This window comes from Streptomyces sp. NPDC029139, from assembly GCF_055564335.1.
This window is the reverse complement of sequence record NZ_JBVHWN010000013.1, coordinates 171,784-184,772: the sequence shown is the minus strand read 5'-3', so window position 1 is coordinate 184,772 and position 12,989 is coordinate 171,784. Positions and strand designations below refer to the sequence as shown.

8 protein-coding genes and 1 pseudogene are annotated in these 12,989 nt (G+C 67.7%); 3 read left to right on the top strand and 6 right to left on the bottom strand.

The genetic code is table 11. The annotated features are described in order from the left end of the window. The 4 genes and pseudogenes from ACZ4VW_RS26155 to ACZ4VW_RS26140 all read right to left on the bottom strand — a co-directional run. Positions 1-432, bottom strand: a pseudogene (locus tag ACZ4VW_RS26155) (hypothetical protein); the annotation flags it as partial. Beyond that, entirely contained in the window at positions 432-2,531 is a 2,100-nt protein-coding gene (locus ACZ4VW_RS26150) for a hypothetical protein (RefSeq protein ID WP_467966431.1), read from the bottom strand. The gene ACZ4VW_RS26150 and the pseudogene ACZ4VW_RS26155, both read right to left, overlap by 1 nt. Next, on the bottom strand, positions 2,531-3,190 hold the full coding sequence (locus ACZ4VW_RS26145) for a DNA-binding protein (protein WP_467966429.1): 660 nt from the start codon (positions 3,188-3,190) through the stop codon (positions 2,531-2,533). Before ACZ4VW_RS26145 ends, ACZ4VW_RS26150 begins: the two co-directional genes overlap by 1 nt. Positions 3,191-4,494: 1,304 nt before the next feature. Then, positions 4,495-4,803, bottom strand: coding sequence for a hypothetical protein (locus ACZ4VW_RS26140; protein ID WP_467966427.1), 309 nt, complete (start codon positions 4,801-4,803; stop codon positions 4,495-4,497). Between the two features lie 1,500 nt (positions 4,804-6,303). On the opposite strand from ACZ4VW_RS26140, the gene ACZ4VW_RS26135 reads away from it, so the two are divergent. From ACZ4VW_RS26135 to ACZ4VW_RS26125, 3 genes are all read left to right on the top strand, one after another. Then, positions 6,304-6,510, top strand: a complete 207-nt coding sequence (locus ACZ4VW_RS26135; protein ID WP_467966425.1) for a hypothetical protein — start codon at positions 6,304-6,306, stop codon at positions 6,508-6,510. Positions 6,511-6,769: 259 nt separating this feature from the next. Then, positions 6,770-7,729: an SEC-C metal-binding domain-containing protein gene (locus ACZ4VW_RS26130; RefSeq protein ID WP_467966423.1), complete on the top strand. Its 960-nt coding sequence runs from the start codon at positions 6,770-6,772 to the stop codon at positions 7,727-7,729. 646 nt (positions 7,730-8,375) lie between these two features. Continuing rightward, a complete protein-coding gene (locus tag ACZ4VW_RS26125; protein ID WP_467966421.1) occupies positions 8,376-10,610 on the top strand; it encodes a hypothetical protein in 2,235 nt (744 codons plus the stop codon). 447 nt (positions 10,611-11,057) lie between these two features. Here ACZ4VW_RS26125 and ACZ4VW_RS26120 read toward each other — a convergent pair whose 3' ends face one another. Then, positions 11,058-11,759 (bottom strand): hypothetical protein, encoded by a 702-nt coding sequence (locus tag ACZ4VW_RS26120; protein ID WP_467966419.1) that lies wholly within the window; start codon positions 11,757-11,759, stop codon positions 11,058-11,060. A 369-nt stretch (positions 11,760-12,128) separates the two neighbouring features. Continuing rightward, the gene (locus tag ACZ4VW_RS26115) at positions 12,129-12,986 is read right to left on the bottom strand and encodes a hypothetical protein (protein WP_467966417.1); all 858 of its coding nucleotides are present in this window, start codon (positions 12,984-12,986) and stop codon (positions 12,129-12,131) included. Between the last annotated feature and the right edge of the window lie 3 nt (positions 12,987-12,989).

The window sequence follows — 12,989 nt, the reverse complement described above, 5'->3', positions numbered from 1 at the left end:
GGAGACGAGTGAAGCGTCCCGGCCGATGATCCGGGCGATGTCCCGCTTAGTGAAACCGGCCGCCTGAAGCTCATCAGCAAGCTGGGCGGCTTCGCTCAGCTCAGGGGCAGGGGCGGTGCGGGCGGTTGTGGTGCGCACGCGGGCGCGGGCGCCGGAGCTGGTGGTGCGTCGGGTGATGTGAGGGGCGGCGACAGCGGCGAGCTCCTCTGGGCTGGCGACACCTGCCCGGACGGCCGCGAGGACCTGGGTGAGGGCGGGAACGAACGCAGCGCCTTTGTGACGTGTGTAGAACTGGGAGACGAGTGAAGCGTCCCGGCCGATGATCCGGGCGATGTCCCGCTTAGTGAAACCGGCCGCCTGAAGCTCATCAGCAAGCTGGGCGGCTTCGCTGGGCTGCGGCTCGGGGGTGGTACGGCGGACATGGGGCGGCATCACACCTCCCCGGCGGGGGCGGTGGTCTGCTTGAGGGCGTAGCGTCCGGCGTCACGCAGGGCGAGGAGTTCGTCTTCGGTGGTCGGTGCCGGGACGGGGCCAGGGTGGTGGCCCTTGTAGAGGTACTCGCCGGGCTGACCGTGGTAGGGCCAGTTCTGGGGTGCGGTGAGGTAGACGGCGTCGGTGCGGAAGGCGACAACGGTGCCGGGCGGAGCGTGGAGGGCGCCGACATAGGTGTTGTCTTCACGCATGCGCTGGGAGAGCAGGGCGGCGCGGGCGCCGGACCAGATGGCGGCGGCCCACTCGGGGTGGGAGTTGGGGTCGCGTGAGAAGCCGGTGGGGCGCTGCCAGGTGATCTGTTCGTCGGTGAAGCCGATGATTTCGGCGTCCGGGGGGACGTCGCGCTCGTTGGTGCGGGGGGTGGTGCCGGTGACCATGCGGGGGCGCTGGGCGAAGGAGCCGATGCCGTAGAGGAGGAGGGAGCGGACGGCGCGTGAGGCGAGGTGGGCGGCAGTGCGCTGTGCGGGGTCGCCGTGCAGCTGGGCTTGGGCTGCGAGGGTGGACCAGGCTTCTTTGAGCTTCTTCGACCAGTCGTCGAGCGGTTTGCCGTCGTCCCACAGCAGGCCGTCGAGGATTTCGATCCGCCACGGGGTGTGGGGGTTGGTGAGGGCGGTGTAGATCTCGGGGCCGCCGGCCCAGGTGGTGAAGGTGGTGCCGGGGGCGGCGGGGTAGTGCCAGGCGCGGTCGCCGGGGGCGGGGGCGGGAAGGATGCCGACGTGGTTCCAGGTGTCGGGGACGGTGACGCGCAGGTGCCAGTGGCCGCAGCCGTAAAGGGCCTTGATCTGCTCTTTTTCGCTCCACGAGGCGAAGGTGGTGGCGGTGATGCGGCGAGGCGTGCCGACCGGTGATTTCCAGGTGTGCTTGGCGTAGGCGAAGGTGCGGTCGTATTCGACCAGCGCGGGCAGCTGCTCGGGTACCGCGGGTGGGGTGATCAGTTCTGTGCGGCCCTGCCCGGCAGTGGCGTGGAGCAGGCCGCGGAGCTCCTCGGACAGGACGGGGAAGCCGTCGGCGTGCTGGCCGCGGGTGGGGATCGTGCGCGTCCACAGGTCGCGTCCGGTCTGGGACGGGGAGCCCATCAGGACAGCGTCGCCCCAGTGGGCGCGCAGGGTCTTCCAGAGGAGGACGAACGCATCGCGGACGGTTGTGGGTTCGGCGCCTTCGGGGTCGAACCACTCCCCCACCGAGCGGATCTCGACGTGGTACTGGCCGTTGTCGCTCTGGTAGCGGCCGACGGGGTTGCGGGGGTGGACGAAGTGGCCGGCCATTTTGTCCTTGCCGCGGCCGGTGTCGGTGCGCCAGCCGGGGATGGGGGCGTTGAGCCAGGCGGCGACGGCGTCTTTGAGGAAGGGATGCTGGTCGGCCTGGTGGTGCCAGGGTTCTCCTGCGGTGATGAAGATCCGCTCGGTGCCCTCGGGGATGGTGTGGAAGACGGCCTGCAGGATGGAGGCTGCCGTGGTGTCTGGCAGGCTCAGGCGCAGGGTCTGGTTGCGGTGGACCAGGATGCCGGTGGTCGTGTCGAGGAAGACGGTCGAGCGGGCCTGCTGGGTGAAGTTCGGGTGTGTGGAGGTGAGGTTGGGGGTGTGGGCGAACCAGCGGTCTCCTTCGGGTCCTTGCGGAATGGCGGGCAGGTCCCGCGTTTGGCTCGTTGGAGTGGCTGTGTCGCTCGGCTGGTTGTGATCGGGCGCTGGCTCAGCCGCCGACGGTGCCGTGTGGGCGGGCGTGGCCGGGGTGGGGGCAGCGGAACGCGTCGCGGGGGCCTCGACGGCCGGCGTTTCAGGGGCTGCCTCTCGCGCAGGAGCGGTAGGCGTGGCGGCGATGCTCTCGGGCGTGAGGTCGGGGGCGATCGTGACGATGTCCGCGAGGCTGAGGCCGGCTGCGGGAGCGATGCGTTCGGCGCTCGCCTTCTCGTATCCGGCAAGGGCGCGGATCTTCTTGTCCCGGGCCGCCTCGAGCTTCGCCAGCGCGGCGCGTGCCTTCTTGATCTCGTCACGGTCGGCACGGAGCTCGGCGAGGGTGGCGTTGTAGGCCTTGGCGTCCATCAAGTTTCCCTGGTTCCCGAGGTGTTGCGGGTGGATACGTAGGCGATCGGTCCGCCGGAGTCGGAGGCGAGCCGTGTTCCGAGGAGCAGCATCGCGGTTTCGCGGCTTGTGGCGTCCGGGGCGGTGATGTGGATGGCGGGTGTGGTGAGGTCGGTGACGTACCCGGCGAGAACAGCGTCGGTGAAGGCGGTACGACCCTGGCCGTTGGTCTCCCACCGGTCCAGGTTGGTGAGGACTGCGACCACATAGCCGGAAACAGTGACAGGCAGAGTGCCTCCCGCAGCTACGCTCGCTGCGTCACAGCGCCACCAACCTCGCAGGGCTTGGAGCAGGTCTTCGGCTGGCAGCGCGGCAGAGAATCCGGCCCAGCCCGGGGTGGTGCCGATCGCCGGTTTCGTTGCTCCGCGCATGCGCAGCACCGCGACCTCGCGTGCGGGGAGTCTTTCGAGTGGTGCGCGGCTTCTGCTGCTGAGGGCTTGGACGGTTTCCAGCGGGATCATCACGCGGACGCCTCTGCTGGATAGCCCCGGAAGCAGATCTGCGTGAATGAGACGCCGAAACGTGGTGATGGCCATGCCGAGTTCGGTGGCGGCCTGTCCGGTAGTCAGCAGCAAAGCGTCCTCCCCCACCGAAGCCAGAACACATATCTGATTACGCATAGACAGTACCAGGTTGGCGCTTGGCGAGGGGAAGTGATCGTCTGTGTCTCTGCAGAGACGCAGGAAGAGGGCAGGGGGCATGCGTTCGCTGTGCGAGCCGCCGAAGCAAGGGGGCGCGCGCCTCCGTCTCGGAGCCAGAGCGATCTGGCTGTCGTGCGCGTGCGGGTTCTGCGGGTTCTTCCTCCGGGAAGGCCTTGTACCACGAGGCCACCGACAGAAGTCGTCTGCTGGTGTGGCCGATTGATCAACATCCCGGCCCGCGCGGTGTGAAGGGACAGCTAACAGTGACGGCGCCCGCGGGCAGTCGAGTGAACGAGGACAGGGCGGCCAGGGCAGCGGACAGCACCGTGATGAGGCGCCAAGTGAACACAGCCGCCAGGGCACCCCGACCGAATCAGTCAACTCTCGTATGCCCCCACAAGTACGTTCCCCACGGTCTCCGTTGCCGAAGATCCCGAGAGAAGTCTTGTTCCAGCGAGTTCGTGATCCGGTACCTCAGCCTCTTTGAGCCGTTGAGAGACGTACCCTGCTCGACACACGATTGTTGTTTTATCGTCGAGCACCCATCAAACAGGAGCCTTACGTGCCTTCATCAAACGCCACTGTGCACAGCGCCGAAGCCACCGTTGCGGAGCTCCAGAGAGAGCTTCCCCAGCTGGAACAGCTGCAGCAAGAACTCGAGAAGGATCTAGCCGCGGTCTCGGAGCGCGTGCACTCGGTCCGCAACGCCCTCACGGCTCTGCTGGCCCTGGCCGATGCCCCTGGGCCGCTTCCCATGAAGGAAGCAGTGGCACCCTCAGTCGTGGACGTTGATGCCGTGCCCCAGAGCGCGGATACAGAGACGCCGGCTGAAACCGGATCTGTCCCCGCTCCCCGCAAGGCGGCCAAGGCCCGCTCCACCAAGGCACAAAAGGCGCAGCCCTCGAGGAAGACGTCCCGCGCCAAGGCCACGGCGCAAGAGGCGCCGGCTTCTACGACGCAAGACTCTGGCAGTCTCACTGAGCAGGTGGTCGCAGTCCTCCTGCAGAACCCTGGCACCCCCAGGCGTGCGCGCGACGTGGCAGAGGCGCTCGGCCGCGACTCTTCCACGAGCGACATCAACACCGTCCGCAGCACTCTTGACCGGCTTATCGCCACATCGCGAGCCGTCCGCGCTGGTCGTGGCCTCTATCAAGCGCCCTCCATCTAGCGTCACCGGAGAGCCACCTTCACCCCGCCGAGCAGGACTGGTCGGCCACCCTGGCAGTGCGCTGTGAGGGGGACTACCTCCGCGCCTCGTCAGCAGAGCTCTCAGCGAGAAGAGGTCAGAGGTCGCTGTCGATACCAGTGACGGCGGGCGGGCCGAGCGGGGCATCAGCCTCCGCGATCTCTGCTTCCTTCAGCGCGGCTGAGACGAGCCTTGTGGCGTCCAGCTCAGCCTCATACCGATCTGGGGCATCGACCTCAAGGCGGACAGAGAAGGTGTTGTCCTCGTGCACTGTGAGGAGGTTGAGGCCTTCGCTCTCGCTGACGTCCGTGTGCTGCGAGGCCAGCTTTCGCTCGAAAGCCGAGCGTGCGGGGTCGGTGATGCCCGAGATGAACGTGCCGGGGACGGTGATGACGAAGGTGGCCATGGCGACTCCTCGCATAGGTCAGAGCTTGGGTATCGACCTGTTTTTTCCGCGTTCTCTGGGTGAACCCGTCCTGCACCTGTCTCTGACGTGCCATCGAACGGTGAGCGGTGACGGCTTGATCTCTACTCGCGTGTGCACCGCCGGCGACCATGGGCATGCAGTCGCCAGGATGCAGCGTTGCGGAGGCCGGGTTCAGGCGTTCGCATGGCGTGCGGTGATTGCCTGCCGCGGTGCAGCGTGATGCGCCGGCCTGTGTCCTGTGGCTGCCTCGAGGCGTCGCAGCCACAGAGACGCTGTGCCGAGCAGGCCGGTGAAGACGGCCAGGAGAAGTACGGAAACCCACATCTGCCGACTCCCCGGATCGGCCCATCCTGCCCAGGCCGCCGCAGCCGCCCACAGCAGGACACCTGCCGCGTAGAAAGTGCGGACTCGGCGCAGCTGCCGTACGGCCCGCAAGGACATGATGTTGTCGGTCTTCGGTGCCATGCCGACCCGTGTACCCCGATGTGCGCTACCTATCAGCCGGCTCGCCTACCGCTCGGCATCCATATGAGCCGACTTCCCTGAATCAGGCGGAAAGGAGCGCAGAAACGGTCACAGCAGGCGGCCAACCAGGTCGCGGCCGGGGTCCTCGGCCAGCACGATATCGGGTGCATTCGGCGTCGGCGAAGAACATCGGTACGGCCGTTGAGCAGTGGATGGCTCTGCGCATCGTGGCAACCGCGGGGCATCTGCTGAGGTCTCTCGGACTACATGACTGCCGCGGTACAGGCGCAGCCAGCGGTGGCGAGCACACTGCCAAGGGATCCGCTTATGTGGAGCTGACGTCCCCCCTCACCCTTTCCGGTGATCCAGTGCCCGAACCACTGCCGTACCCGGTCACGGTCCTGGTGATCATCCGGTGACTACACGACACCTCTACCAGCGCGTCCTGCGGCGCGCCGCGGCCGCTGCTCTCCTCACCGCTGTCCTGGCCCTCGCCACTGGCTGCGCGGATGCGCCGCCCGCCGGGCACGAGGAACGGCTCGCCAAGGCCGCCGGCGTCGCCTCCTTCAAGATCACCTGCACCCATGGGACCGCACCCAGTTCGGTGACGTCCAGACCGACTCGCACGAGGACGCCAAGCCGCGCAAGGTCGGTGGCGCGGCCGGGAAGCGCGGGCTGGTCGAGATCACGCTCACCGGCGCGCAGCTGGTGGACTACCTGAAGACACTGGAGGAAGACATCAGCGGCGGTGTATTCGCGGACCCCTCCATCGAGCAGCTCTCACGGCGCATGTATGACGCGATCGGCACCCGTACAGATCGAGAAGGGCAAGCCGCCCACCGAGATCCCCCGTGCGGTGGTCGACGACGCCGTCGGCCTGGCCGACCCCACAGCTTCCAAGAGGCGGCGGGAAGCTGAACGCGACGGCGTTCATCGAGCAGCTGGCCGACGGACAGCTGTATCAGCCGCAGCCAGTACATCAGCCCCTTTGTTAGCCCGTCCGACACCTCCGCAGTGGCGGCGGACTGGGCGGCTCACCTCGACGACGTCGAGGCGCGGAGTGTTCCGCTGCCGACTGAGGTCGCCGACCTCCTAACCAAGCTGAGTAAGCGGTTACAGAGTCTCGTCGACGATTCTCCGCTGGCGACGCTGAAGGCCATGAACGAGCTCGAGGCGATCGTCGAGTTGGTCGGACCGCAGGCGGCGCGCATCGCCATGTAGGGCGACGAAATCCCCTGGCCCAGGATGGCTGAAGGCCTTGGCACCGCCGAAACCGACGCCCGCTCACGACTCCACCGGTACGAATACCGCCATTGACCGAGGGTCGAGCGTCGGAGGCTCCGTCCAACGTGTCGGCTGTGCGTCGCTACAAGGGCATGATGGTGCGGTTCGTTGGAGGGGTGGGCACCGAGAGCGTGCCGGTTGGAAGGGGGTTGGGATGAGGCGTACACCGCAGAGCACGGTTGAGTTGCCGTGTCGTATGAAGCACCTGTCGGTCGACCATCGGGGCTACCCGGTGATCGCAACGATCGACCGGAGTCCGCAGGAGGTGGACTTCGGATCGATCAATGAGCGGCGCAAGCTCGCCCTGGCCACGTTCGACTGGTGCGCCGTGTGCGGTATGCCCTTCGCTGACGAGTTGCGCTGGCAGATGGTGTTCCAGGAAGGTCCACTGCCGAAGGCCGTCGCGGGAGAGGCGCCCGTGCACGAGGTGTGCGCTCTGTACGCGGCTCAGGTGTGCCCTTACCTGTTCTCGCCGCAGTCTCGTCTGGGGGACGAGTTCCGCAAGGGAACCGTGCGGGATGCCGTGGTGCGGTTCGTGGGCTTTGAGTCCACCAGCTCCGTGATCGCCCACGAATCGGGCCTGCAGCCAGGTGTTCATACCCTGCACTTCGAGCACCAGGGACATGCGGACGAGTTCTCCTACCGCTCCCCCGATGAGGTCCGGGACCGGTTCGCCGATGCCCTTGCGCGCGAGGGGGAACTGCCGGTGAGCGAAGCGGAGAAGGTGCTGATCCGTCTGTTCAACCGGATCGACGACGAGGGTGAGGGAGACGTGGTCACCGGGGCGGCGCTGATCGCCGGGGCGGCCTTCGCCAAGGACGTCTTCCGCGTGCAGGGCATGAAGGCGTTCACCGGCAAGCAGTACCCCACCGTGGCCGGTCTGCTGCTGAAAGGGAGTGCACAAGAGATCCTCGAGTTCTCCAGCGGCTCGCAGGATGAGGCTTTCAGCGCGGTGGGCCCGTGGGTTCTCGAGCACGCTGATGCCCTCCCGTTGCCGCTTCAGCGGTGGCGCAGGCGTGGCGAAAACATGGTGCGGCGCAGCGAGCCTCAACGACCCGCGGGCCCTGGACGCAGCGTTGCCAAGAACGCGGCATGCCCGTGCGGCTCAGGACGCAAAGCGCGCCGGTGCCACCCCGCCGGGATCCCTGCCGGATGACCCGTCTGTGTCCGGTCGCGGGGGCGAAGCGGGCGATGAAGCCAGCCTCGGTCGCGCCGGAGCGGGCGACCGGCGTGAGCCAGGCCGCCTCCGTCGTATGCCGATGACGTACGTCAGAAGCCTGTCGATCGTCCGACTCAGGAAAGTCGATGGCCGAAAAGGGGGCGGCCAGGCGCTCCCAACAGCCCGGAAACGGCGGATCTGCTGATCGAAGCACAGCACCCGAGCAACTGCTCCGGGAGGTGCGGGATCGTCTTCTCCGGAGAGGTGTGCTGCGCCGCCCATCAGCCGAGGGCGTGGCGGGCTCGCACGTGGTGGCGGACGTCGGCGGCGTTTCCGTATCAGCGCCCCTGTTTGCCACAGGTGTCGGGGAGCCAAGGCAAGTGCTGGGGTGCGCCCGGCCGGATCGGGCGATGCGCGGCCGTCTTCGCAGGTGACGGAAAGATGTGCGCGTACAGCCGACCGAGCGCCGCATTCCTCGGATGCGCTTCGACTGCACATCGGCTGGGCGAGGCGGATGCCGGCGGAGGTCTCGCGAGCGCGCTCAGCCGCCCTGCTGTGCCTGAGTGAATGGCGGGAATCCGGCGGTGGGATGTCGGTGTCAGTGGCCACGGTTATGCTCACGCCACCGCCAGGGGGAGGTTGTATGACGTACGGTCAGCTGACGCCGGATGTGCCGCTCGGTCCGTTCGAGGGTGCCTGTGTCACCGTGTGGTCGGCACAGGGCAGGGAAGTGAAGCTGCACTCCAAGTCCTCCTGCTCGTACTTGCGTTCCGCCCGTGCCACGCAGCGGGAGGTGCGGCTGGACGCTTCGGTGATCGGCAAGCTGTGTACCCAGTGCGCGGCGTACGGTTCCTGGGCACGTCCCGGGACGGGGTTGGCCATTTTCCTGGACGCGGTCACCGACCTGGGGCTGTTGTACGAACTGGGCCGCTTCTGCCAGGCGGACGAAGACAGCTTCGGCGACGAGGAAGTGGACGAGGCGGCCTGCCTGCTCCTCCCGGTCTCTTCGGACAGCGACGAGAGTGCTCGAGCCGAGGAGGAGGACGACGAGAACTGGGAGGAGCTACAGGAAGCCCGGCAGGTGCGTGAGACCGTCTTCGCCGAATGGCTCGACGCGCTGACCAGCCTGCACCGCGTGCACCATGTCTTGGATCTGTTTCCCTGGCTGAGGTCCTGGGCCGAGCCGAAGGTGCAGCGCAAGGCCGATCATCTTCAGGTACTACGCGCCCGGGCCGGGCGGCTGGTCGCCCCGGGCGCACTCGCCCTGGCAGCGGCGGTGTCGGCCATGAAGGAGCCGGACATCCCTGCCGACGACCCCGCGTTCGCCCTGCTGGGCACACCGGCGGAGACGGCGAGCGAGCTGACATCTCTGTGGCAGCGGTGGCGCAGCAGGGTGGAGAGCAGCTGGGACCATCCGCGTGAGCAGGAGTACCTCGTCCACCACCTGGCCCGCGGGATGAGCAGCCGGCGCAAGGGGTGCGACCGGATGCTGGAGCATGCCCAAACCCTGCTGGGCGTGTGGGAGGCGGCTGCACGGTCGGCCACGGCCGAGGACGGACAGCGGGTCCTGGTAGGGCGTCTTGCCGATGACGGTGCCCCGGCAGCCGCCGGCAGGGGTGAGTCTGCCTTTGACCGGCTCAGTGAGTGGGAACAGGGGGCGCTTGCCTCGTACACGGTCTCGGTGGACTGGGGGCAATCCGCTCAGCCGGTTTTCTCGCTGCGGGTACCGCAACCAGTGGCTGCCCGTCTGCTGTCGCAGCCTTCCGTGCTCGTCTACGAGCTCCTGGCCGAGGAAGCACCCGAGGCTGGGGACGGGTCCGCAGCGCTGGAGGCGGACGGCTGGCTGCAGCCCGGGGTGTTTGACGACACTCCAGTGCATGGCCGCCGTCTGGTGAAAAAGGAGCATCTGCGGGCCTTGCGCGGCACACCAGGGGACGCGGAGCAGTTGTACACGGTGCTGGGTATGGACGCCGGCGTGGAAGTGGTGACGCTGGGTGTTCTGGAACAGCGCTGCGCGGCCGGATGGCAGGGCGTGATCCTTGCCGCCGCCAGTGACCTTCCCGACGCCCTGGTTGAAACCTCCTTGCCGAGGGCTGGGGAGGCACCCAAGGACGACGGGGTATGGGCTCGCCATGTCTACGACCCGGAGCAGGAGGATTTCGGCCGGCGCCTGAGCGCGGCGGAGGGTGAGCGGGTGCTGGTGCGTCTGTGTGAGGGACGCCAGGACGTCAGGAAGGCTCTGAAATCTCTGGTCCTGGCACGCTCGGTGGCAGACCTGCGTGATCTCGAGGCCATCCGCGACGACCGGCAGGGAGATCCGCTCAGGCCCTTCGCTGCGGCCGTGTGGAACGGACTGCTGGCGATGGAGCAGCTGGATCTGGAACCCTTCGCGTCCGCGGAGGACGAGCACTGGCCCGACGGCTCGGGCCTTCCGCTGGGGGTGCTCGCGTCGGTGCAGGCATACACCACGGACGCGTCCGGCCGCTTCCAGGGCCGGGCCCACTCCCCCGGCTGCGCGCACCGACGCCCCTACGGCGGCGGGGTCGACCACCGGGACGACAGAGCAAGTATCGAAGAACTGCTGGGCAACAAGGAATTCGATCCGTGCAGCAAGTGCGGCGGATACGCGGTGCGCCGTCTCAGTGATCCCCAGGTCTCCTACTATCGGGCCGCGCACCGGCTGCACCACCTCATCCAGCTCTCTGCTTCTCACCATCGGACAACTGAGGCCGGAGAGTACGTCCGCAGGCTCGACGAGCTCAGCAACCTGGACACCGAGACCGCACAGTCGTGGTTTCCCGTCCGGGGGCAGGCCCGCCGGTGGCGGCAGGTCACCCACCGTCTACGCGCCGAGCTGCAGAACGGCACTTCCCCATGACGCAGGCGCCGCGCCGCTGCTGGAGCATGGCGCGGCGACCGTCATGGGATGCTCCCACTGCCCGGCCTACCGGCAGGACACCTCACCGGCCCTATCGAAGCTGACACCTGGGGCCCACACGTCGAGCACGGGTGGAACGATCCCGCTGCGATGGCGGTTTGAGCGGTCTGGCGGCCGGAGCGTCTGCTCGCGGGCATCGCCGAAGGCCCCCCCCCGCATCACCAAAGCCTGGGCCGACACCGGTCTCTCCACGGCGCTTCGGAGCTGTCGTCACGCAAGCGCTCCGATGGGGTCGGCCCACGCGCCACTCCACTCAGCGCGGATCATCCAGCTGTCTCCGGGTCAATCACTCCAGCCGCCGTGCGAGGTTCGCTTCGACCATGGCCTCGTCGATGTCCTGCGTGTCCTGGCCGACGCTGACTTCTACGGCGGTGCAGAGCCAGCAGGTCAGCCTTCCGAGCGATTGTTTTCTGACCGGCTGGTCCGCTGAAAGGCTGCGCTGAGCGCGTTCAGATCGGCGCGGCGAGCCTGTAGGGCCTCCTCTGGTTGGCGCAGGGCGGTGTCCAGGAGCCAGACGCCACGGCGGAACGGCTGGAAGCCGATGCTCTGCCACAGGGCGGCGATCTTCTTCTTCGCCTGGCGGCGGTAGGCCTCGCTGACCTGCTCGCGGTCTTCGGGATACTCCCCCATGGCGGGGTATACCGCGACCGCACAACACCCGCCGGACAGGCGGCGGATGGCTTCGGCCGCCACGACGGGCCCCAGCCCGAAGCCCCTCCATGCCTTGTCCAGACTGACGCGATCGAGGAGCAGCAGATCACCGACTGGCTGGGTGACCACCTTCTCGAACGCTGCGCTGTAACCGTGGTGCCCGGATCGGCCAAGAACCGCCGAGACCATGACTTCGAGGTCGCCGGACTCGGCGTCGGCGGCCTCCCACCGGCTGTCGCTGGTGTAATCACGCAGCCTCCACAGGATGAGGCGCCCCACCTTGCTACCGGGGGCGGGAGCGTGGCTGTCCGTAGCCCCTTCGTCGTCCCACTCTTCGTCTCCTGATAGCCCGTAAGTGACGGTGACGTGCCAAGGTTCCAGCGTGTCCTCAAAGTCGTAGGAGACTGCCGGATGGCCATGGCCGTAGTGGAGGTGCAAGCGGGCGGGATCGCCCGGGAGTTCAGTGACCGGCCGTTTGGGCCTCGCTGATGTCATGGCCCAGAGACTAGAAGCGGGCAGTGACAGCCCGGCGGAAACGACCGCCCAGGGGGCGGGCGCTTCCGGCAGGGGCCGACTTGGGCGAACGTCTATTTCGCGCCGTTCTGCGGAAGGTGGTTCTGGGTGCCCCGGTCCCGCAGGATGTTCAACGCCCGCTGGTCGACCCGGTAAGCGCCGTCCCCCGTGGCGAACGGCAGCGAGTACGGCATCGCCTGCCCCGAGGGGGGCGCATCACCGCGATCCGAGGCGACGACCTGGTGGCCGGCTCATGGCTGAGGATCTGCAGCCCCAGCCTCTGGCTGTCTGGTGTCAGAGGCTGCTGGCTTTGGTTACGACGTCGGCCAATGTCTGCTGGCGGAGGTAGCGCGTGGCTGCGTGCGGTTCGGCGACGCCATTGTGGACGACTTCCTCTCGGATGGCTGGTCCGAGGGATGCAAGCCCGCAGTGGGCGACGATATCGCCTTCGGCTCGGAGGTTCACCCAGTCGATGCTCGCTGAGAGGCTCAGGCCGTCTTCGCATCCCAGTGAGCGGCGCACGGTCGGCCAGCCCAGAGGGGAACCGCAGGTGACCAAAGTGGTGAGGCCGTCCGGGCCGGGGCCGGCGTCCTCGCGGGTGAGCATGTCGTAAGCGATGACGCTGCCGAGGGAGTGGGCGATGACGAGGCGAGGGTCGGGGCGGTGGAGTTCGGTGCGGACTTCTTCGCGGATGCGGTCGCCGATGTCGTGGTGGAGGTACCGGTAGACCTGGCGTATGGGCTTGAGCAGGTGGCGGCCGAGGCCTCGGCCGAGGGTGCGGTCGGCTGCGGCGAGCGCCTGAGCGACGGGGAGGGGGGTGTAGGGGATGCCCAGGCCGAGAGTGTCCGTCGGAATGTCTTGAGTGTCGGTTCCCGGTGGGATGTATTCGGCGAGAGTGTCGAGAACGAAGCTTTCTTCGTCGTCGGTGAAGGGCTCGCCGTCCTCGACCAGAGGGGCTCCGTCGGGTGCGCTCAGGTGTCGGCTCGGGGTGCGGAAGAGGTGCCCGTAGTAGGCGACGGTGAGCGGCGGGAGAGGGCAGGCGGGGCCGTGGTGGGTCCGCAGGCCCTTGGCGAGGGCCGCGGACCATTCAGCGGAGAGATTCGTGCTGGTGGTCTTGCCTTGCCAGATGCCGTGGATCCCGATGATGTGCATGGC

Excerpts from the sequence above, each read along its gene's own strand:
- ACZ4VW_RS26115 (WP_467966417.1), bottom strand. The coding sequence starts at position 12,986 with ATGCACATCATCGGGATCCACGGCATCTGGCAAGGCAAGACCACCAGC.
- ACZ4VW_RS26125 (WP_467966421.1), top strand. The coding sequence starts at position 8,376 with ATGACGTACGGTCAGCTGACGCCGGATGTGCCGCTCGGTCCGTTCGAG.
- ACZ4VW_RS26140 (WP_467966427.1), bottom strand. The coding sequence starts at position 4,803 with ATGGCCACCTTCGTCATCACCGTCCCCGGCACGTTCATCTCGGGCATC.
- ACZ4VW_RS26150 (WP_467966431.1), bottom strand. The coding sequence starts at position 2,531 with ATGGACGCCAAGGCCTACAACGCCACCCTCGCCGAGCTCCGTGCCGAC.
- ACZ4VW_RS26145 (WP_467966429.1), bottom strand. The coding sequence starts at position 3,190 with ATGCGTAATCAGATATGTGTTCTGGCTTCGGTGGGGGAGGACGCTTTG.
- ACZ4VW_RS26130 (WP_467966423.1), top strand. The coding sequence starts at position 6,770 with ATGAAGCACCTGTCGGTCGACCATCGGGGCTACCCGGTGATCGCAACG.